Annotated in this window: 20 protein-coding genes; 8 read left to right on the top strand and 12 right to left on the bottom strand. The window is 45.5% G+C overall.

Annotation, left to right across the window (positions count from 1 at the left end):
- Positions 1–109 precede the first annotated feature (109 nt).
- Positions 110–2875: a phosphoenolpyruvate carboxylase gene (locus GC130_RS01015; protein ID WP_151996376.1), complete on the top strand. Its 2766-nt coding sequence runs from the start codon at positions 110–112 to the stop codon at positions 2873–2875.
- A 59-nt stretch (positions 2876–2934) separates the two neighbouring features.
- Entirely contained in the window at positions 2935–3987 is a 1053-nt protein-coding gene (locus tag GC130_RS01010) for a hypothetical protein (RefSeq protein WP_151996375.1), read from the top strand.
- Here the strand turns inward: GC130_RS01010 and GC130_RS01005 are convergent.
- The 6 genes from GC130_RS01005 to GC130_RS00980 form a co-directional block, all read right to left on the bottom strand.
- Positions 3984–5051, bottom strand: coding sequence for a VOC family protein (locus GC130_RS01005; protein ID WP_151996374.1), 1068 nt, complete (start codon positions 5049–5051; stop codon positions 3984–3986). The two genes, GC130_RS01010 and GC130_RS01005, sit on opposite strands and share 4 nt — an antisense overlap.
- Before the next feature lie 5 nt (positions 5052–5056).
- Positions 5057–5752, bottom strand: coding sequence for a TIGR04283 family arsenosugar biosynthesis glycosyltransferase (locus GC130_RS01000; RefSeq protein WP_151996373.1), 696 nt, complete (start codon positions 5750–5752; stop codon positions 5057–5059).
- Positions 5753–5927: 175 nt separating this feature from the next.
- Entirely contained in the window at positions 5928–7010 is a 1083-nt protein-coding gene (locus GC130_RS00995; protein ID WP_151996372.1) for a cell wall metabolism sensor histidine kinase WalK, read from the bottom strand.
- A gap of 6 nt (positions 7011–7016) precedes the next feature.
- Positions 7017–7706, bottom strand: coding sequence for a response regulator transcription factor (locus GC130_RS00990; protein WP_151996371.1), 690 nt, complete (start codon positions 7704–7706; stop codon positions 7017–7019).
- A 148-nt stretch (positions 7707–7854) separates the two neighbouring features.
- Positions 7855–8691: a DUF3108 domain-containing protein gene (locus tag GC130_RS00985; protein ID WP_151996370.1), complete on the bottom strand. Its 837-nt coding sequence runs from the start codon at positions 8689–8691 to the stop codon at positions 7855–7857.
- A complete protein-coding gene (locus GC130_RS00980; RefSeq protein WP_226940356.1) occupies positions 8688–9716 on the bottom strand; it encodes an aminopeptidase in 1029 nt (342 codons plus the stop codon). The genes GC130_RS00985 and GC130_RS00980 overlap by 4 nt, the downstream gene beginning before the upstream one ends.
- A 127-nt stretch (positions 9717–9843) precedes the next feature.
- On the opposite strand from GC130_RS00980, the gene GC130_RS00975 reads away from it, so the two are divergent.
- Both GC130_RS00975 and recA read left to right on the top strand, forming a co-directional pair.
- Positions 9844–10260, top strand: coding sequence for a hypothetical protein (locus GC130_RS00975; RefSeq protein WP_151996369.1), 417 nt, complete (start codon positions 9844–9846; stop codon positions 10258–10260).
- Positions 10261–10366: 106 nt separating this feature from the next.
- Entirely contained in the window at positions 10367–11398 is a 1032-nt protein-coding gene (recA, locus tag GC130_RS00970; protein WP_151996368.1) for a recombinase RecA, read from the top strand.
- A gap of 77 nt (positions 11399–11475) precedes the next feature.
- Here the strand turns inward: recA and rny are convergent, their stop codons facing one another.
- The 6 genes from rny to rpsT form a co-directional block, all read right to left on the bottom strand.
- Positions 11476–13041: a ribonuclease Y gene (gene rny, locus GC130_RS00965; protein WP_151996367.1), complete on the bottom strand. Its 1566-nt coding sequence runs from the start codon at positions 13039–13041 to the stop codon at positions 11476–11478.
- Positions 13042–13127: 86 nt separating this feature from the next.
- Positions 13128–13415, bottom strand: coding sequence for a cell division protein ZapA (locus GC130_RS00960; protein ID WP_151996366.1), 288 nt, complete (start codon positions 13413–13415; stop codon positions 13128–13130).
- 318 nt (positions 13416–13733) lie between these two features.
- A complete protein-coding gene (gene pheT / locus GC130_RS00950) occupies positions 13734–16151 on the bottom strand; it encodes a phenylalanine--tRNA ligase subunit beta (protein WP_151996364.1) in 2418 nt (805 codons plus the stop codon).
- An 86-nt stretch (positions 16152–16237) separates the two neighbouring features.
- On the bottom strand, positions 16238–16840 hold the full coding sequence (locus tag GC130_RS00945) for a DUF1684 domain-containing protein (protein ID WP_151996363.1): 603 nt from the start codon (positions 16838–16840) through the stop codon (positions 16238–16240).
- Positions 16841–16845: 5 nt separating this feature from the next.
- Positions 16846–17553 (bottom strand): DNA repair protein RadC, encoded by a 708-nt coding sequence (gene radC / locus GC130_RS00940; RefSeq protein ID WP_151996362.1) that lies wholly within the window; start codon positions 17551–17553, stop codon positions 16846–16848.
- Between the two features lie 112 nt (positions 17554–17665).
- Positions 17666–17920 carry a 30S ribosomal protein S20 gene (rpsT, locus tag GC130_RS00935; RefSeq protein ID WP_151996361.1) on the bottom strand — a complete coding sequence of 85 codons (255 nt, stop codon included), beginning with the start codon at positions 17918–17920 and terminating at the stop codon, positions 17666–17668.
- A gap of 326 nt (positions 17921–18246) precedes the next feature.
- On the opposite strand from rpsT, the gene GC130_RS00930 reads away from it, so the two are divergent.
- From GC130_RS00930 to GC130_RS00915, 4 genes are all read left to right on the top strand, one after another.
- Entirely contained in the window at positions 18247–19071 is an 825-nt protein-coding gene (locus GC130_RS00930; RefSeq protein WP_201568624.1) for a zinc dependent phospholipase C family protein, read from the top strand.
- Between the two features lie 120 nt (positions 19072–19191).
- Entirely contained in the window at positions 19192–19908 is a 717-nt protein-coding gene (locus tag GC130_RS00925) for a hypothetical protein (protein WP_151996360.1), read from the top strand.
- Between the two features lie 5 nt (positions 19909–19913).
- Entirely contained in the window at positions 19914–20339 is a 426-nt protein-coding gene (locus GC130_RS00920) for a DM13 domain-containing protein (protein WP_151996359.1), read from the top strand.
- 2 nt (positions 20340–20341) lie between these two features.
- Complete coding sequence (locus GC130_RS00915) at positions 20342–20905, top strand: YceI family protein (protein ID WP_151996358.1); 564 nt, start codon at positions 20342–20344, stop codon at positions 20903–20905.
- Positions 20906–20909: the final 4 nt, after the last annotated feature.

The raw sequence follows: 20909 nt of genomic DNA, 5'->3' as shown, positions 1-20909 counted from the left end.
TACTCACATAGCCTTTCCATTAAGAATCACTATTTTTGGAAGCCCTAATTTACACTCAGTCGGCTTGAGCCCCGGTAAAGGCCATGCCGATCTAAAAAATTATAGTTGTATGAGAGACGTGCTGGAACAGGTAAGGATTGAACTTGGCAAGCCTTACGAAGATTTGACCTTTTTACTGGAAGCCCTTAAGGATTCGCTATCCGAAAACGGAGAAGAAGCCATTGCTTCCAAGATTCCCTGGATAAACAAAATAAATTTTAGCAATACTGATCAACTTACCGAAAAGGAGATTCAGCTCTACTCACTGGTGTTTCAAATAGTAAACATGGTTGAGGTGAATGCCGCTGTGCAGAGTCGCAGGCATTTGGAAGACCAGTCGCTACCAAGCATCAGTGGTTTGTGGGCCAAAAATTTACAATCGCTCAAGGAGGCTGGAGTCAGCCCAAAAGACATTGCCAGCAAACTCGCCGAGATTTCAATTGAGCCGGTGCTCACGGCACACCCAACGGAAGCCAAACGTGCATCCGTTCTCGAGCACCACAGGGAGCTTTACCTCCTCATTGTGCAGCGTGAAAACCAGATGTACACGAAAAAGGAGAAGGACAATATCAGACATAATATCAAGCTGGTATTGTATCGCCTTTGGAAAACAGGAGAGATTTATGTTGAGAAACCAGACGTAGCCTCGGAATTAAGGAATATACTTCACTATCTCGTAAATGTGTTTCCTGACGTGATACCGGTGCTTGACCGTCGAATGATACAAGCGTGGGACGACGCAGGTTTTGAGAGGTCTCTTCTCCTCAACAACGCCGCCTTTCCGAAGATCAGCTTTGGTGACTGGGTGGGCGGAGACAGAGATGGTCACCCCCTGGTGACTGCCCAGGTGACCGCCGAAACGCTACAGACCTTAAGACTCAATGCCATCGTGGTAGTTCGCCGCCGGTTGCTTATGCTCGTAAAGCACCTTAGCCTGGCCTGCGATATTGATAAAGTGTACCCCCCACTAAGAGAGAGGGCTTACCACCTGATGCATGAGTTGGGTGAGAAAGGAATTGAAGCTTTGCAACGCAATAAAGGTGAAGCATTTCGCCAGTTCGTCAATATTCTGATGGCCCGACTGCCCATTGACACCAAAAGGGGGCATGCCACTGAGCTACAAGACTTCAAAGGCGCCTATGCGGGTTCAAAAGAGCTCATAGACGATCTCACCATTTTAAAAGACGCCTTGATAGACTATGGTGCCAAATCTATTGCCTTTGATGAGGTGATAGGAGCCATTAGGATCGTAGAAACGTTTGGCCTACACCTGGCCCGCCTCGACATTCGGCAAAACAGCGCATTTCACGACAAGGCTATTTCTCAGCTGATGGACGCCGCCGGGCTGAAAGGAGCAGAGTACCTCCAGTGGAACGAAGAAGAGAGACTGGCGTTTCTCAACAAAGAGCTAGCCTCCAACCGGCCGTTTGCCAACAAGAATATTCCTGTGGGTGAAAACGCCCAGGCGGTGGTGGAGTGCCTCAAGGTGGTGGAGCAACATATTTCAAAGTACGGTTCAGAAGGCATTGGTTCACTCATTGTCAGCATGACCAGGAGTGTTTCCGATTTGCTAGCCGTTTATCTGCTGGCGAGAGAAGCAGGACTAACAACCCAATCGGAAGAAGGGCTCGTTTGTATTTTGCCTGTGGTTCCATTGCTTGAAACGATCGAAGACCTTGAAAACGGTGGCCAAATTTTACAAGGCTTTTTGGAACATCCTTTCACCAAAAGAAGCATTAAATACATAAAAACTAAGAATCAGGCCAGCTCGCTCTTCCAGCAAGTAATGGTAGGATATAGCGACAGCAACAAAGATGGTGGCATCATGGCCAGCCAGTGGAACCTGTACAAAGCACAGTCTCGGTTGAGCCAAATTGGACGTGATCTGGGCGTGAAAATTGTGTTCTTCCACGGCAAAGGTGGATCAATCAGCCGGGGCGCTGGACCGACGCACTATTTCGTTAACGCCCTTCCCCATTCTTCCCTGCAGGGTGCCATCCGATTGACGGAGCAAGGCGAAACCATAGCGCAAAAATACGCCAATAAGGTAAACGCCGAATACAACCTGGAGCTGCTGGTTGCAAGCACTGCGGCCAGAACTATTTTGGACGGAGTGACCGAAAGAAAGTATCACCCAATGGCTGAAATTCTTGAAAAGCTTGCCAACGAAAGCAAAGGCTACTACGAGAACTTAATGCACGAAGAAGGATTTATACAGTTTTTCAGAGAAGCTACACCTATCGATGCTATTGAATCCAGTAAAATTGGCTCACGACCTGCGAGAAGGTCCGGTGCCAAATCGCTTGAGGATCTGAGAGCCATTCCGTGGGTATTTAGCTGGAGCCAGTCGAGGTACAATATGACTAGCTGGTTTGGCGTTGGTTCTACCCTACAGAATTTGAGAGATAATCAGCCCGAAATCTATGCGGAGTTCAAGAAAGCTATCAAGTTTGATCCTCTCATCCGTTATGTTTTCACCAACATCGACACCAGCCTTGCTTCGACCGATGAATCGATCATGAGGGAGTATGCTTCGCTGGTAACTGATGACAAAGTGAGAGACAAATTCCTCAACATCTTTATTTCAGAGTTAAAGAAAACAAGTGAAGCACTTGAAGGCCTTTTGGGAAGACCAATGAAGGAAAGGCGTAGAAACCACTACTACTCCAGTCTTTTGAGAGCTTCGCTAATGGACAACCTTCACAAAACACAGGTGAGCTTGCTTAAAAAGTGGCGCAAAGAGAAAGAGGAAGGATCAGACAAGACGGAGGTAACCCTCACTCACTTGCTCATTACCATCAATGCCATAGCAAGCGCCATGCGAAATACCGGTTGATGAATGATTTGAATTGCGCCTGAAAAGTGTCATATTTCTCAATATTTCGCCTTCAGGCTATGAATCATCTTAAACTCTCTGTACTTGTCTCAGCATTTATCGCCACGACGCTGTCTGGTTGTTATATGCAAAACGCCCCAGTCCATTTGGGGCAAAAGATAAGCGGTGTGTCTTTGGTGGCCGGCAGAGAGGTAAGTCCGGGGGAAGAGCTTGAGCACTTAGACAGCGTGGGTGCCAAATGGGTAGCCATTATTCCCTTTGCCTTTGCTCCCGGTCATTCTTCAGAGCTGCACTTCAATCATTCCCGTCAGTGGGGAGGGGAAACGACTAATGGCGTTGCTCAACAGATTGTGGCTGCCCATAGAAAAGGCCTTAAAGTCATGGTGAAACCGCATGTTTGGGTGCGGGGTGACGGCTGGCCCGGGGATTTCATACTGGAAACAGAGGCAGAGTGGGCAGCCTGGGAAGAAAATTACCTCAGCTATGTGATGACCTACCTAAAGGTGGCAGATTCTCTCAATGCTGAAATTTTTTGCATTGGCACGGAATTCAATCAGGCAGTCATTCACAGACCTGACTTTTGGATAAAGCTTGCCTCTGCGTGCCGAGCCAACTTCAAAGGTAAACTAACGTATGCTGCCAACTGGGACAATTATATGGAGGTGAGCTGCTGGGAACAGGTGGACTACATCGGCATTGATGCATACTTCCCCATTAGCGACGAAAAAACGCCTTCCGTAAAACAACTAAAGAAAAATTGGACGGAGCCGAAAAAGTCGCTGGAAAAACTTTCACAAAAATTTAACCGACCCATTCTGTTCACTGAATATGGCTACCGTAGCGCTGACTATGCAGCAGCTAAGCATTGGGAATTGAACGAGAAAGAACAGCCACTAAACCTGCAGGCCCAAAGCAATACGTATGAAGCGCTCTTCCAGTCTTTCTGGGACGAGCCATGGTTTTCTGGCGGGTTTCTTTGGAAATGGTATCCTGATCATCCTAAGGCTGGCGGAATGGAGAACAACGACTACACGCCACAAAACAAGCCGACAGAAGTTGTGATCAAAAAGTGGTACACCAGAGAAGCTAATATCCCTCAGGCAGGCAACTAGTCCAGTGCTTTCGCTTTGGGGCTCGCCATGGCCAACACCTTGAACATCCACTTGGCCAACGGCTTGTTTCCCTTTCGCTTCGTAAGATCCAAAAACCAACCATATTTCTTCATGATAGGGATTTTGTGAGTTTCCACCAACTCTATCAGGGCTCCGTCAGGGTCTTCCACATAGGCAAACCGGCCTCCGGCTTCTCCCATGGCAAAAGTGCCTTTGCTGTCAATGGTAAATTTGTGACCAGCTTTGTTCAGCACGTTCTGGAGAGGCTCCATATCCAGCACGTCGAAGCAAAGGTGGATGAATCCACAGTCGCCCCAATATCTGGTATCGTCAAAAATTCTTTTTCCTGCTTCGTCTTTCCTTTCAACAAGCTCAAGCTCTATCCCTCCAAGTAGCTGACTAAATGCCCCCACTTGTCCGGGAGTTTTACTTAACACCAGCCGCCTGACGGCTGGCGATCCAGTATCGACGAACTTATCTCCATTGGCCTCTTCATCGAACACTACGCCTGACGTGCCAAGCAAAGTCTGGTAAAATGGAAGCGATTTGTCCACTGACGAAACCCCAATAACGGCTCCGAAAATACCCCCGGTTAGGTTACCATTCTCCCCGAACCAGCCTTCTGAAATCTCAACAACCTGGAATATATTGTCCATCGGATCCTTTACCCAGGCATACCCTCTCCCCTTAGCGTCCGTCAGAATCTCTGACACCTCCGCTTTGGCACTTTGAGCAAGTGCTACAAACGATTTAATGTTTCGGGTTTTGATCTTTAGGGCAAAAAGGCCCAGGTCGCCATACACCGGGTTAAAAGAGCAGTTACCGGGTGTTCTGCTTGTAAACTGCCAAATTTCCGCACCGCCACCGCCTGCCATGTTCAAGGCCAGCACGGCCCTTCTGGAATGCACCTCTCCGCCGGTGTAGGGCGTCATAAGTGCCGCTTCAGCCCTATCGTCGAAGATGGCAACAGACAGCCCAAACATTTTACTATACCAGGGCCAGTATTTATCGATATCCGGCACACCTATGCCTGCTTGCTGAACTCCAGTGATGTAACTTTCCATAGAACCTATTGATCAGTCTTGAGTAGTTTTTTATAAAGGCTTGTCAGCCTATGCTGAGAAGCGCCCCAAAAATACATGCTAAAAACTAAAAAGTTAGCAAATTGAACCCGAAGGTAGCTATTGGCGTCATATTTTCTTGCTGACACTACTATCTCCCTGGGTATGACCCGGAAGCTGCTTTTTTTCTTTATCCGTTCTATGATGTCATAGTCCTCCATGATCCGATAGTCCTCCTGAAAGCCACCCAAATTCCAAAAAAGCTCCTTTGTGATAAAAAGCGTTTGATCACCACCCCGACACCAAAGAAATGGGAACCTCGTAAAAAAAGCATTGATTCTGAGCGACACACTATTCGAATTGAAGCGATAGCGATAACAGCCGCTTTCGTAATCCAGTGAGAGCGATTGGGAGATGTCGGTCACATAGTCGGGCTCAACAACAACATCGGCGTGCACAAAGTAGAGCACATCGCCGCTGGCTTTTTCAGCCCCCAGATTCATTTGCACCGATCGCCGTCTAATGGCAGTTTTAACCACAACCGCCCCGGCAGCCGCCGCTAATCGGGCAGTGGCGTCACTGCTCCCTCCATCCACAACAATTATTTCCCTACTTCTGTCATCACCGTGCCGTTTCAGGCTTTCAATCAGACGAACGATATTCTGCTCTTCATTATAGGTTGGAATGATTACACTGATTGTCATTGATGGGTTGGGTTGTTCGGGTCTGCTTGTCCATTTGAAACTTGCCTAGTCGGTATTTGTTCACGCCACGTGAATGCTATTTCCGTCCAGCAGGTGTCATCAGACTTACGGCAGTATAGCTGCTTCAAAAGCATCACCCAAAATTTAACCTATTATTTTTTCGTAGCGGCAGTTACTACTCGTCCTCGTCTGGTGAGTCGTCACGGAGTACTTCAATTTCCTCCACGTCGCTCTTGCGGAGTTTAAAAAAGAAAGTGGAGCCTTTGCCTACTGTGCTGGTAACGCTGACTTTGCTGCCATGGGCTTCGATAATGTGCTTGACGATGGCAAGCCCCAGACCAGTCCCCCCCTTCTCTTTCGACCGGCTCTTCTCCACCCTATAAAAGCGTTCAAAAACCCTCTTCAAGTCTTCAGGGGGTATTCCACGCCCGGTGTCTTTCACGAATACCGTTACATCATGCTTTCCCTCTTCAAAATCGATCTCCACCATACCTTCATCCTTGGTATACTTGATACCATTCGAAATGAGGTTAGTCAGCACCTGATAGATTCTCTGAAAATCAGCGTGAACATAAATCGGGGCCTTCCCCAACTTCGTATAACAAAGCTTGATGTTTTTCTTCTCTGCTTTGTCTTCAAACTGTTCGAATATTTCCTCGGTAAGCTCCCGAACGTCAAAGTCCTCAAAGTGCATTTTTATTTCACCGGTCTCCATTTGGGAGATGGTTAACAGGTCGTGCACCAGAATATCCAGGCCATCCAGGCTCTTGGCGGCCTTCTTCAGGAACTTGATTCTAACAGACTTGTCTTCTACCGCCCCATCCAAAAGTGTGTGCACAAATCCCTGAGCGGCAAAAATGGGTGTCTTCAGCTCGTGGGAAACATCAGCAAGAAACTCCCTTCTGAAAGCCTCCATCTTTTTCAACTCGTCAATTTCCCTCTGCTTGATTTTTGCGTAGGAATAAATCTCTTCGTTGATTCTATTAAGCGGACTAAGGGGATTCGAAGAGGGATCATCTACTTCCGTGAAATCTTTTTTCCTTATGTTTTCAAATGCTTCGTTAATGCCATTGATTTCCTTAAAAAAAAGAAATTCGAGCACGAGGCTAATCAAGAGATAGGAGGATGAAAACGAAAGCCCAAATGCCACAAAAAGGGCTGTGACGGTTACCTGAGGCACCAGGTACAAAAAAGCGGTAGTAATAACGGATATAGAAACAGATAGCAGCAGCGCAAGAGCCCGGGAGTTAAGCAACATAAAAGCCTAGTTAGCCTCAAACTTATATCCAACGCCTTTTACGGTAGATATATATCCTTCTCCTATTTTCTCTCTGACTTTTCTGATATGCACATCTACTGTGCGTGCCAACACATAAACGTCGGTGCCCCAAATGTTCTGCAACAGATCATCCCGGCTGAACACTTTTCCGGGGTTTTGGGCGAGAAAGTACAGCAGCTCAAATTCCTTTTTTGGGAGGTTGATTTTGTCTTCTCCAATTGTGGCAGTGTAGCTTGTGCGGTCAATACTCAAATCACCCGCCGATACCTGATTGTTGTCCTTCTTCTTTTTAGAATCTCTTCTGAACAAGGCGTTTATCCTGCTCATTAAAGCCCTCGGCTTTATCGGCTTTGTAATATAATCGTCGGCTCCGATATCAAAAGCTGCTACCTCCGAGTACTCTTCAGACCGTGCCGTTAGGAAAATAACGAATGAGTTATTGAGCTCTGGTATTTCTCTTAGCTGCCTGCATGTCTCCACACCATCCTGATGAGGCATCATTATGTCCAGCAGAATGAGGTCAGGATGGTAGGTTTTGGCAATTTCAACAGCCTTTCTACCATCGAGTGACGTCTTTACGTCATAACCTTCTTTGGCCAGATTGTACTTTAGCAGCTCTAAAATGTCAGCTTCATCGTCTACTACCAGTACCTTTTGCGATTGCTTATTTCCCATTGTTCAAAGGGGATTACGATAATTTAAAACCAGGTCTTAGTGCTGTTTTTCTATAACTCAACTGAAAAATACCAGCTACGAATACTAAAGACGGGTTAAAAGTAGACAATAAAGAACTGAATGTAAAAGCGGTAACAATTTGTTAATACTACTCTTCAACGACCGCCAGCTTAGACTTAATATTCTTTGCGTCGGTGATATCAATATCAACCGAACCCACTAAAAACATCTTAGCTCTCACTTTTAATGGAATCTTGTTGGCGTCGTCAGACATCCATAGCAAGATTGCATCTTCCCCCTCAAAAATACTGTTTTCGGGCATGACCGGGGCGAATACCAAGGTTTTGATCTTGCCGAGTTTAGTCTTCAGCACTTCCCGCCTTACAAACCTGATTTTCATATCGAAAAGCTCTTTGTCGAAAAAGGCTTTTACATGAAGAGTATCGTTAGGCTGAGTTTTTGAAAAATCAAGCGTGCGGATGTAGTAGTAACCGCTTACCAGATCCTGAATATTGGACGGTATGTCATACATTTTTGTGTCCTTGGGCTTAAAGGTATGCTTGTCCAGCGTGGTCACCTTGGCCTTTTCATTCTGGTGATCAAAATCAACCACTTCGTATTTTCTGTACCTTCCTTCCTGAATATTCCTGTAAAACTGATGGGGCACAAGAGAGGCGGTGTCATAGTAAGTGCCCCAGTTGTCTTTTACACTGTACAAGAAATCGGCCAGGCCTGTAGTCTTTCCGTAGACGTCGATGCGGTAGCAAGGCCTCCCGTTGCGCCTTTCGATATCCGGCAGAATGCTCATGGTAGCTTCACCGGCGGTCAGCATGCCAATGTGCAGCCTGTACTCCAAAAGCTCACCCTTTTTGAAACTTCGGTTACTAAGAGTTCTAAATGCACGATCACCAGCGTACTGACCGAACGCTGAAAAAATTCCTGCGAGTGCTATTAACCCACCTATTTTTGTCAGTATATTTTTCATAACGAAGGATATACTCCTTTTAAATAAGTCACATATGCCCTAAGGTCACCCCCAAACCTCTCTTGCAATTCGTTTTCGAAACTGGTCATCTTCCCACGGTACCTCAGGTATGACATAAAGAAGGTATTGTTGGGCAACCTGTTCTCAGCTTTCCACTGAAACGGCTTTCTTTCTTCGAAGCGCAGGGTGTCCAGGTTTTTCATAATGTCATAAATCATGTCCTTTTTTTGCTCACTTTTCATGGCAACAGACATTGATTCGTCCATAGTTTTATATAAGCTATCCAATTTTCGTGCCCCATTCAAATAGTGGCGGTAGATCTTTTCGTAATCGACCTCTGAATTTACATACGATGTAACTTCAGCTGAGTTTTGCCCAAACCGGTTCTTTAAGAACTGAATGGCACCCACTCTTCCCACAAAGCTGGCCAGGTTCTCATTAAACTCCACACTGTCTTTAACGTAAAGCGTGCCGTGTGTAAGCTCATGGATGATCAATTCAGCCAAATCACCCTCAGACCTCTCCAGCATTTTGCTCAAAATCGGATCCTTAAACCAGCCGAGTGTGGACCAACCGCTTACCATGCCGATATGCGTGTCGTAGCCAGCTGAGTCCAGCCTCTCCCTTTCAAGCTTCGCCTTTTCCAGATCAAAATACCCCTTGTAGGGAAACGACCCCAGAAACGGAAACTTCCAGCGATAAGGCAACAGGGCGAATGGCTCTGCAGCAGTTACGTTCCAGAGTAAATTTTCACCCTTCTGATTGTACATCGTCGTGTAGTTGTCAGAAGGGGAAATGCCCAGGGAGTCGACGGCAAAAGACCTTATCTGCTGAATGAGCCTTAGCTTGGCCTTTAAAGAATCCGGGAAGTCGGGCGACTCGAGAAATTCCCCAATCGGTTGAGCTTCCCACAAGATCTCAAACTGCCCTTTGCCCTGCATCCACCCATAGCTGATCAAATCTCTATAATAGATCAATGCCGCTACCAAAAGCAGAACGATCGTTAAAACAATCTTTTTCTTCACGATTCCAATTTAGCTCTTCAACACCTAACGACGAAAAATATTGTATAGGAAGCAAATCGCCCAACCATTTAGAGTGTCAAGCGTATAATACCTTGTAAAACATAGTACTAATCATTACCTTGTCTATATGAAGTCTCCTGAACAATTTCAAAGGCACAATAAGATCATCGGAAAAATTCTGATTGTCGTATCACTTCTGCACCTTGTGTTCTCAGCTTTTATGTACAACGCTGTCTATTTTTTCGATAGCTGGGAAATATTTAGTGATATCCATATAGGTGGGCTTACGCTCAGACATCCTGCTGCCCTTATGTATGCCTTCCCGTTTTTCTATGTTGGGCTGGCCCTTATTGAGTTTGTGTTGGCGGCCGGCATTCTGGCTAACCAGAAATGGGCACAAAAAGCGTCGATGGCTCCTGCAGTTTTCTACTTCTTCAATTTTCCGCTGGGCACAGCATTTTGTATTTATATCTTCCTCACTTTCTGGGAAACACCCACAGCCGCTGAGATGGAAGTCAGTCAAAAGGCGGAAGAGAATAGCTGAAGGCTATTGTTGTGTGACAGGGTAAATCTGCCCCTGATAGCGTTGGTATTTGAGGCGAATCATAGTAAATTCACAGCCCCAATACTCAATATTTTAATCACATATCATGAGCGATAAAACTGAAAAACTGAAGGCGCTGGCGCTGACCATCGACAAACTTGAAAAAACTTACGGCAAAGGCACCATCATGAAGCTAAGTGATGAGCGAGTGGTTGACGTGCCAGCCATTTCTACAGGCTCTTTGGGGCTTGATATCGCTCTTGGTGTTGGTGGAATTCCAAGGGGTAGAGTAATCGAAATTTACGGACCGGAATCATCAGGTAAAACCACCCTTTCAATGCACTGCATAGCAGAAGCTCAAAAGAAAGGCGGGCTTGCGGCTTTTATTGATGCGGAGCATGCCTTCGATAAATCCTACGCAGAAAAGCTAGGCATTGACACCGAGAACCTGCTCATTTCTCAACCCGACAATGGAGAGCAGGCGCTTGAAATTACAGAACACCTGATCCGTTCAGGCGCTATTGACATCATCGTGATTGACTCCGTAGCTGCCCTTGTGCCAAAAGGAGAACTTGAGGGAGAAATGGGTGATAGCAAAATGGGTTTACAAGCCAGGTTGATGTCTCAGGCATTGAGAAAGCTGACAGGTACTATCAACAAAACAGGCTGCTCATGTATCTTCATCAACCAGTTGAGAGAGAAAATAGGCGTGATGTTCGGTAACCCTGAAACAACCACTGGTGGTAATGCGCTGAAGTTTTATGCTTCGGTGAGGCTTGACATTCGCCGTGTAGGTCAAATCAAAGAGGGCGCTGACAACGTGACTGGAAACCGCACCAGGGTGAAAGTGGTAAAGAACAAAGTGGCGCCGCCATTCAAGATTGTTGAGTTCGACATCATGTACGGCAAGGGCATCTCCAAAGTGGGCGAGATCATCGACATTGGCGTTGACCTGGACATTGTGAAAAAATCAGGCTCGTGGTTCTCGTACCAGGAAACCAAGCTGGGCCAGGGAAGGGACTCAGTGAAGGAATTGTTGCTTGACAACCCTGAACTGATGGAAGAAATAGAAAAGAAAATCAAAGAAAAAATTGCTGGTGTTGCTGCTCCGGCTCCTGCAGTGGCAGAAAAAGAATAAACAAACAAAAAGCCTTTAGTTTTCCGACCCTCGACGGCTTAAAACTAAAGGCTTAATTTTTTTAACAGAATACCGGTCTACTTGGCGTAGGCAATCGATCTCATCTCACGAATTACAGTCACCTTTATCTGTCCCGGGTACTGCATATCTCTCTCTATCTTCTGGCTAATCTCAAACGACATGTCCCCAGCTCTCTGGTCAGACACCGAATCAGCGTCCACAATCACCCTGAGCTCACGGCCGGCCTGAATGGCATAGCACTTGTTCACACCGTCAAACTCCAGCGCCAAAGCTTCCAGCTCCTTCAGTCGACGGATATACGACTCCATCACCTCACGGCGGGCACCCGGCCTTGATCCTGAAATAGCGTCACATGCCTGAATGATAGGTGAAATCATCGCAGTCATCTCGACTTCATCATGGTGAGCGCCAATGGCGTTGCAAACATCAGGATGCTCTTTGTATTTCTTGGCCAGCTCCATGCCCAGGATCGCATGTGGCTGCTCTGGCTCTTCCGGCCACACCTTGCCAATATCATGTAGCAGACCTGCTCTCTTGGCCATCTTGGCGTTCAAACCAAGCTCGGCCGCAAGTGTGGCGCAGAGCTTCGCAACCTCTCTTGAGTGCTGGAGCAGGTTTTGCCCGTAAGATGAGCGGAATCGCATTCTACCCACCATTTTAATCAATTCAGGGTGCACCCCATGAATCCCCAACTCAATCACAGTTTTCTCACCAATTTCTACAATTTCGTCGTCGATGTTCTTGGCAGTTTTGGCTACAATTTCTTCAATACGGGCCGGGTGAATCCTGCCGTCCTGCACCAGGCGGTGCAAAGACAATCTGGCCACTTCACGGCGAACCGGATCAAAGCCCGAGATGATGATGGCTTCTGGTGTATCGTCAACAATGATCTCCACTCCTGTGGCTGCTTCCAATGCCCGGATGTTTCTACCCTCACGGCCAATGATCTTGCCTTTGATGTCGTCACTTTCAATATTGAAAATAGAAACACAGTTTTCTATGGCATGCTCCGTAGCAGTCCGCTGAATTGTCTGGAGAACGATCTTCTTTGCCTCCTTGGTAGCGGTCAGCTTCGACTCTTCAATAATCTCTTTAATATGAGAAGACGCCTTGGAGCGAGCTTCATCTTTCAGCGTTTCCACCAGCTGCTCTCTTGCTTCGTCGGCAGTGAGGCTTGAAATTTTTTCGAGGATCTCCACTTGCTGCTGTCTGATTTTATCCAGCTCTTCCTTCCTCTTTTTCATTATCTCCATTTGTGCGTTCAGATTCTCCTTGGCAGAGTCCAGCTCAGCCTCGGTTCTCTTGTTCTGCTCAAACTGCTTCGACAGCGCCTGCTCTCTTTGCTTGATCTTGTTTTCGTTGGAGATGATGATGGCCTTTTTCTTATTAGACTCCTCCTCAAATTCCTCCCTTAGCTTCAGGAATCTTTCTTTGGCTTCAAGAATTTTATTCTTCTTGATGTTCTCAGCTTCAATCTCAGCTTCCTTTACAAGTAGCTTACTCTTTTCTGCAATGTCCGATTCCTTAGACGCATAGGATTTCTTAAGAGCCATTCTCCCCACGAGAAAGCCTGCCACAATCCCCACAAAGGCAAATAGGATGATATATACGGTTGTGTCCATAACATTTAATATAAGGTGTATACTATTACTAGTTAGCACCAGCAGAAATTGCTACAGAAGCACAGTGTAAAAAATGATATGCAGGTTTATAAGGCCTGGGTGATCAGATGATTTAGGTGAGTAATCTTTTCTAGTGTTACCTGATCATTGTCTACAACAGTCTCGTCGACTTTCAGTTTTTCAATAAGCAAGTCGAAGGACACCATTGCCAGCAAGTCTTGTGGATCGTCGATGCCAAATTGTTCCTTGTACGACTTCATCCTTTCATTCAATTGCTTGCCTGCCTGACGTACCATGCCCTCTTCATGAGCCGATACCTTCATTGGGTATTCTCTGTTGCCTATTTTTATCCGTATCGAAAGCTGTTCCCCCATCACTTATCCTTACAGGTTATTGACTCAAATGAGCAATGCACCTATCTATCTCCTTAATATATTCATTTAATACTTGTTTGAGTTCTGTCGAGTCGTCTCCGCTCAATGCCAAACTATCAGCAATCTTACTAATTTTAAATTTATTTTGGAAGTCGCTTATCTGATGTTCCTTCGAACTCAAAACACTACGGAGCTCGTCATTCTCCGTTTTGGTATGATCTAACTCCTTTTTCAGGTTTTTATATTCATTTAAAAGAAGAGAAATCTTTCTTTCCAATGAGTTTAATTCCGAGTTGAGTTGGTTTGAGTTCATAGTAATCACTTCCTTATTATTGCGCCAAGCTGACTTTCAAAAGCAGCTATCAACGCATTCATTGTTTTGTCAATTTGTTTGTCCTTCAGCGTTTCCTTCTCATCCTGAAGAGTGAAACTGATGGCGTAAGACTTTTTGCCGGCCTCCAGTTTATCTCCCTCATACACGCTAAAAACATTCAACCCTTTAATAAGCCGACGCTCCGCTTGCCTCGCTACTCTCTCCACCTGCGAAAAACTCACTGACTTATCCAGCACTATTGACAAGTCACGACGCACTTCCGGAAACTTGGGCACCTCAGTATAATCAATTGTGCCTTTGTACCACTTCAGCAATTGCTTCCAGTCGATGTCAGCATAAAAAACCGGCTGTCTCACCTCTGCCAGCTTTAGCGCCTTCTTGTTTACCTGCCCAATGCTTGCAAACACTTTCCCGTTCAGCGAAAAATCAAGGCCCGACTCAAATGTCTTGTCTGAGGTGGGTTGAGTCTCGTATCCTGAGATGTTCAATTTATTTAAAATTTGCTGCAAAGCAGCGGACAAATCGTAGAATTCTATCGCCTTGGTTGGCTGTCTCCAGGTTTCCTCATGAGAGGCACCTGTTGCAAACAATGCAAGCCTATTTTGCTCCCGGTATTTTCCACTGTCCTTCTTATGATAGGTCTTTCCAAACTCAAAAAACTTCAAGTTGGCTTGGCGGTGGTTGTTGTTGTAAGCCACCACTTCCAATCCACTGAAAAGCATCGACTGACGCATCACGCCAAGCTCTTCACTCAACTTGTTAAGAATAACAACATTCTGCTCTTCCTCGTACAATCCTGACTTGATGCCATATTCAGCGTTGGTCAGTGAGTTGGTGATGATTTCGTAAAAAGACCTTGCGGCCAGGAACTCCGAAATTTTAAGCTGAAGCTTGTTGTCGTCCACCGTCGGGAATTCCGACAAAGTTGCGGCACCAATAGTCGCCGATAATTCAATATTATCGATGCCATATACTCTTAACACCTCTTCGACGACGTCAATTTCTCGCTGCACGTCGACACGGTAAGGCGGCACAACAGCGGTGAAATCATCAGCAGTTAAATCCTCAATACCTATATGTAGGTTTTTCAAAATTTTCAGAATAGCCTCTTTGCCGATATCTTTCCCCATCAGCATATTGACCCTGGCAAAGCGAACTTTGAACCTGAAGTCGGCAATGGGCTGCGGGTAGATATCAACTACCTCAGAGCTAATACTTCCTCCAGCCACTTCTTTAATAAGCAGTGCAGCATGTTTCAAAGCATTTACGGCCACATTTGGATCGATACCTCGTTCAAACCTGAAAGAAGCATCAGTTTTCAGACCATGCAAGATGGCAGTTCTTCGCACGTAGTCAGGAGAGAAGTAGGCGGACTCGAGAAAGATACTTGTTGTGGTGTCGGACACGCCCGAGTGTGTACCACCGAAAACGCCTGCTATACACATTCCTTCCTCTGCATCGCAAATCATCAGGTCATTGGCCGAAAGTTTCCTCTCTTTCTCATCCAATGTGGTAAACTTAGTGCCTTCGGAAAGCGTCTTGACAACCACCTTTCCTCCCTTGATTTTCGCAGCGTCGAAAGCATGAAGCGGCTGGCCGACGCCGTGGCAGATATAATTAGTTACGTCAACTATATTGTTGATGGGAGTGAGTCCTATGGCCTCAAGGCGAGCTTTTAGCCATGACGGCGAAGGACCAACTGTTAAACCGGTTAATGTAACACCAGCATACCTTGGACAGGCCTCAGTATTCTCGACAGAGACATCTATTGAAAGCGACTTATTGTCTGTTTTGAATGTGTCAATAGTGGGAAATTTCAAAAGCCTTCCGTAAAAAGCTGCCAGATCTCTGGCTGTGCCGTAGTGCGAGGTGGCATCAGCCCTGTTGGGCGTCAGGCCAATTTCGAATACATAGTCTGTGGTTGGCTTAAAGTAATCTGCAGCTGGCGTGCCATTGGGTAACTGCGTATCCAGTACAATCACGCCACCGTGGTCGCTGCTCAGGCCTATTTCGTCCTCTGCGCAGATCATCCCGTTCGACTCTTCGCCCCTTATCTTTGCTTTCTTGATTTGGAAAGGCTCACCTGTCTTGGGGTGTATGGTTGTGCCGTTGGTAGCCACCACTACCCGCTGCCCTTTTGCTACATTGGGAGCGCCGCAGACAATGCCTAACAGTTCGGGCCCACCCACATCAACTTTGGTTAGTTTCAGCTTGTCAGCATTGGGGTGGGGTTCGCATGCCACCACTTCGCCCAGCACCAGGCCCTCCATACTTCCGGGAATCTCCTCATGAAATTCCAACCCTTCCACTTCCAGCCCCAGCCCGGTAAGCACCTTTGAGACCTCCTCGGGCTTCTCTGTCAGATCAATATATTCCTTCAGCCAATTATATGAAATCTTCATCCCTTGCTTCTGTTCTTCCTTATTTAACTCGTTTCAAAAAAAACGAAGGGGTAAAATTAACCAAATAGCGTCAAGTAGTAGGCGAGCTAGTAGTTTTTTTCGCCTGCCTCTATAGCGATGTCCAAAACATTCTCTTTCAAAGGAAGGGGGCATGAATAACTGCTGTTGTACTCACAGTATGGATTGTAGGCCAAATTGAAATCCAGCAGAATTTGTCTGGCATTTTTTACCGACACGTCGAGATAGCGACCCCCGCCATAAGTTGACTCTCCGCTGGTAGCGTCGGCAAAAGCCAGGAAGGTCACATTTTGCATGCCTGGCCCCGCTTGCCTCAGCAAGGTCAACTTTTTCCGCTGACCTTTGATCTCGAACTCAACGAAAGCAAATTTTTGATACTGCTGCGTTTTTCCGTCGCTAGTTCCCAGTGTTACAAGCTCCCTGGCTTCCAACTGATTAACATTCGCCATAACTTTGTAGGCAGGGTCAGCAGGGAAGTATTTTAGCTCGGTAAACTCTTTCCCTTTGAATGGAGAGTCAGACGAACTCCGCATAAATTCGTTCTTCTCCTGACGCTCCTTTTCAATAGAAGCTATGTACTCTTCTGGTGATTCGTCGCCGGAGTTGGCTAAAAAAATAACCACGCCAACCACGACTGCAAGAATACTGATAATCAACTTCGGCCCTTTCATCTTATCTATAATGTTGCTTCGTCTGCAAAACTATAATATCCCTCGTCACAAAAAATCAAATGGTCAAGTACATGTATCTGAAGCAGCTCACCGGCAGCTTTCATAGATTTAGTGAGCCTGATATCTTCCTGACTTGGCCTCGAGTTTCCTGACGGGTGATTATGTGCCAGAATTATGCCTGTGCAGCCAGGCAACTCCAATGCCTTTTTATAGATAACTCTGGGGTCAGCTACGGTGCCACTAATACCTCCCAAACTCACTTGTTGCACAGAAATTACCTTGCCTCCACGGCCAAGAAAAATAATCCAAAATTCTTCATGGGCCAGGTCAAGCAAATAGGGCCGCATGAAATTGTAGGCCTCTTTACTGGTGATTATAACGGGTTTTGCTTCTGTAGCTTGCTCCTTCCTTCGCCGACCCAACTCAAGTGCGCTCATGATGGTAATGGCTCTGGCCTCGCCAATGCCTTCAAAGCCGGTGAAGTCTGCCATACTAAATTTTCCCAACGCATTCAGGTCGTTGTTTGCCTTTTGGAGGATCATTTTGGCGAGGTCGACTGCAGAGTGCCTTTTAGTACCCGAGTTGATAAGAATGGCAAGCAATTCGGCATCTGACAATACCGACTTGCCTTTCGACATGAGTTTTTCCCTGGGCCGATCATCTTCTGACCAGCTTTTTATTGACAACCGTTGCATGTAGTCACCTTCGGACATACTTGATTGATTTGTTTCTTAAGGTAACCAAAAACAATAAATCAACAACCAATAAAAACAAAAAGCCCCATCAAATTGAAGGGGCTCCTTAAATATTAGGGTAAATTGGTGTTTAGTCTAGCGCATTAACCAGCTTAGCCAATTTTGATTTTTTGTTAGAAGCATTATTTTTATGAATAATGTTTCTCTTAGCAAGCTTGTCAATCATGCCTGAAACTTTTTTGTAAAGCTCAGTGGCTTCTGCTTTATCAGTTGCTCCAACAAGCTTTTTGATAAAGGTACGAGTCGTTTTGTGCTGATAACGATTTCTCAACCTTTTAGCTTCTGTAGAACGAATTCTTTTTAACGAGGATTTATGATTAGCCATACTATTTTAGTACTTGCGGTAAACAGTTCATTTTTAGAGAGCGCAAAGATAAAAGTATTGTTTGAATTTACAAAACCCTCTCGGAATATAATCTCCAGTTAAGCAACTGAAAGCCTATGCGCCCCAACAGTAAAGTGATAACATTCTCAGCTTCATTTAAAGCTACTTGGCTATTAGTCGTTTTAGGGACGTTAATCGCAAATATATCATTTTCGAACCCGAGCAGCGGCCGATGGGGATTTTTTGCTCACCAAAAAATAAACCACCTGGCTGTTTACACATTACCTCCGGAATTAGGGGTTTTCTTTAAATACCATATTCAATATGTGGAGGAAAATGCTGTTAATCCTGACAGACGGAGGTATGCGATTCCGGAAGAAGCGGCCAGGCACTATATAGATATCGACATTTATGGAGACAGCGCCGTTTACAAGATGCCAAGATATTGGAATGAAGCCGTTGAAAAGTATAGTGAAGACACGCTCCAGGCATACGGCATCGTTCCCTGGCACATTGCAACGATAAAGAACTTCCTGACAAAAGCTTTTCGGGAAAAAGACATCGATCGCATTCTTCGCTATGCAACAGACCTGGGGCATTACATAGGCGACGCCAACGTGCCTTTGCACACGACAGAGAATTACAATGGACAGCTAACCAATCAATATGGCATACATGGCTTCTGGGAATCGAGGCTACCGGAACTATTCTTTGAGGATTACGACTTTTTTGTTGGCAAGGCCGAATACATAAAAAATCCCCAGATGGAGGCCTGGAAGGCGGTCACAAATGCCCACCTGGCGCTCGATTCGGTGCTGAGGTTCGAGAAGCAACTAAATGCTCAGTTTGCCGAAGACAAAAAATACACGTTTGAAGAGAGAGGAGGCAGCATGACTCAAACTTACTCACGTGAATACGCAGCGGCTTTTCACCAAATGCTGGGGGCACAAGTCGAAAACAGAATGCGGGCCTCGATAAAGATGGTAGGTGATTTTTGGTTTACCTGTTGGGTAGATGCCGGTCAACCGGATATGTATGAGTTAGTTAAAATCCAATTGACAGAAAAACAAAGAAAAGAGCTTGAGACGGAATTGGATGCCTGGAAAATACGAAAGGTAATTGCCAGGGAGCACGAAGATGGCGGCAATTGACTATCTCTTTCACCCAAATAATCTCCTGTCTCCTGAATCGTAACATGAACAGTTAACCACTTGTCGGCCAAACGACAAGTAATTCATTGCTGATCCTATTCCTTTATAAAAAATTGCACTATGAAGAGATTATATATTGTTTTAATTATCTCGTCTGCTTTGGTAAATCAGCTCTCAGCTCAGGTAGCAGACAATAATATCGATATTGGGCTAGGCATCGGGGGCTCTGAAGGAAGCTTGAGTACTTCGTATGTACACAATTGGCAGCTAGGTAAGAAAAAAAAGTGGTCTCTGGGAGTGGGGGGCAGGCTAACGAACTACCTTGGCAAAAACCAATACTATTTGACAGCACCGGCTTCAATCACATCAGGAGAGACAGGGCCACAGGTATTCTTTATCGAAAACATTATCGAAAATATCGACTCTGTTCAGTTTGCATCCGCTCAAGTGAATTCCCTAAACGCATCCTTTAACGTCGGCTATCAGGTTCATCCAAAGGTCTTTGTTGGATTTAACATCGACCTTTTTGGTGTTTCCTTTGGTGCGAAACAGGATGGTAGGTATTTCGAAGGAAACTCCGGCAATACCACTTCGGGAAAGCCCACATCGCTAAATGTGCTGCTTATTTCTGACAATGATATAGGAAGCCTGAACTCGGAACTGTTTGCCAGATACAGCCTGAATGCTACCTGGGGGATAAAGGCTGGTTTCCAGTTCCTTTTTACTGAATACTCCACGGACACGGAAGTGCAACAATCGCCTGAGCCAAATGATCGATTCAGAAACAAATCGGCTATGTTCACGGCTGGAGTTACATACTTTATTAACAAAAAGTAATTTAAATGAAAGCATTCAAATACTTAAGACCTTTAGCACTGCTTGTATTGTTCGCTTGTGGTGGGGAAGAAGAGACTCCCACTGAACCGATTGAGGACGATTTCAATCCATCTGAAGCTGCGATTGTTTTAAAAGAGGGATCATTTGTTGATGTGGTTCACAAAGTGTCGGGTAGTGCAAAAATTTACTCAAGCAACGGCACAAGAACTTTAGTGCTTGATCCCTTTAGCACTGAGAATGGGCCCGATTTGTACGTCTATTTAACCAATGATGCAAAAGCTACAAAATTTGTTAGTCTGGGAAAACTCAAGTCTACCACTGGCAAACAATCATATGAAATTGAAGAAGCTGTTGTGCTCGACGACTTTTCTTACGTCATCATTTGGTGCCAGGACTTCTCCGTAAATTTTGGTCATGCTGAATTAAAATAAAAATGTCGGTACTAAAAACTGTGTTAGCATTTCTCGCTGTAGCGCTGTCACCTTCGGTTTTTGGACAAGGTTACGTTCCGGCATCAAACGGAACTGCCATCACCTTTTCCATAAAGAACTTTGGCATCAATGTGGAGGGCGCCATGAACGAAATAGCTGGTCAAATTACATTTGACCCAACCAATTTAACGAAATCAATGTTCGACGTGACACTTCAAACGAGCTCTCTCAATACGGGTATTGACCTGAGAGACTCGCACCTGAAGAAAGAAGAGTACTTCGATGTTGAAAATTACCCTTCTATTCGATTCATTTCATCAACTATCGTCAAACTAAGCGATAGTGGCTACCGTGTGACCGGTCTACTCAAGATTAAAGAGACAGAGAAGGAAGTCATTTTCCCATTTACTGTGCAAAAGTCGACAAAGAACGACGATACTGTTATCGTCTTCTCAGGTAGTTTTGCCATAAACCGCAGAGACTTTGGGGTTGGGGGGAGAAGCTTTAGCATGGCCGACGAGGTTCAAATCGACTTGAAAGTGAATACCATGCCATCGGGTAGTTAAAACT

It is taken from the genome of Imperialibacter sp. EC-SDR9 (genome assembly GCF_902498805.1).
Taxonomy (GTDB): domain Bacteria; phylum Bacteroidota; class Bacteroidia; order Cytophagales; family Cyclobacteriaceae; genus Imperialibacter.
Note: the sequence above shows the minus strand (reverse complement) of the source record. Positions and strands in the feature narration are given on the sequence as shown.

Bases quoted from the DNA above. Each gene is read 5' to 3' on its own strand.
- GC130_RS01015 (WP_151996376.1), top strand. From the start codon at position 110: ATGAGAGACGTGCTGGAACAGGTAAGGATTGAACTTGGCAAGCCTTAC.
- GC130_RS01010 (WP_151996375.1), top strand. From the start codon at position 2,935: ATGAATCATCTTAAACTCTCTGTACTTGTCTCAGCATTTATCGCCACG.
- GC130_RS01005 (WP_151996374.1), bottom strand. From the start codon at position 5,051: ATGGAAAGTTACATCACTGGAGTTCAGCAAGCAGGCATAGGTGTGCCG.
- GC130_RS01000 (WP_151996373.1), bottom strand. From the start codon at position 5,752: ATGACAATCAGTGTAATCATTCCAACCTATAATGAAGAGCAGAATATC.
- GC130_RS00995 (WP_151996372.1), bottom strand. From the start codon at position 7,010: ATGTTGCTTAACTCCCGGGCTCTTGCGCTGCTGCTATCTGTTTCTATA.
- GC130_RS00990 (WP_151996371.1), bottom strand. From the start codon at position 7,706: ATGGGAAATAAGCAATCGCAAAAGGTACTGGTAGTAGACGATGAAGCT.
- GC130_RS00985 (WP_151996370.1), bottom strand. From the start codon at position 8,691: ATGAAAAATATACTGACAAAAATAGGTGGGTTAATAGCACTCGCAGGA.
- GC130_RS00975 (WP_151996369.1), top strand. From the start codon at position 9,844: ATGAAGTCTCCTGAACAATTTCAAAGGCACAATAAGATCATCGGAAAA.
- recA (WP_151996368.1), top strand. From the start codon at position 10,367: ATGAGCGATAAAACTGAAAAACTGAAGGCGCTGGCGCTGACCATCGAC.
- rny (WP_151996367.1), bottom strand. From the start codon at position 13,041: ATGGACACAACCGTATATATCATCCTATTTGCCTTTGTGGGGATTGTG.
- GC130_RS00960 (WP_151996366.1), bottom strand. From the start codon at position 13,415: ATGGGGGAACAGCTTTCGATACGGATAAAAATAGGCAACAGAGAATAC.
- pheT (WP_151996364.1), bottom strand. From the start codon at position 16,151: ATGAAGATTTCATATAATTGGCTGAAGGAATATATTGATCTGACAGAG.
- GC130_RS00945 (WP_151996363.1), bottom strand. From the start codon at position 16,840: ATGAAAGGGCCGAAGTTGATTATCAGTATTCTTGCAGTCGTGGTTGGC.
- radC (WP_151996362.1), bottom strand. From the start codon at position 17,553: ATGTCCGAAGGTGACTACATGCAACGGTTGTCAATAAAAAGCTGGTCA.
- rpsT (WP_151996361.1), bottom strand. From the start codon at position 17,920: ATGGCTAATCATAAATCCTCGTTAAAAAGAATTCGTTCTACAGAAGCT.
- GC130_RS00925 (WP_151996360.1), top strand. From the start codon at position 19,192: ATGAAGAGATTATATATTGTTTTAATTATCTCGTCTGCTTTGGTAAAT.
- GC130_RS00920 (WP_151996359.1), top strand. From the start codon at position 19,914: ATGAAAGCATTCAAATACTTAAGACCTTTAGCACTGCTTGTATTGTTC.
- GC130_RS00915 (WP_151996358.1), top strand. From the start codon at position 20,342: ATGTCGGTACTAAAAACTGTGTTAGCATTTCTCGCTGTAGCGCTGTCA.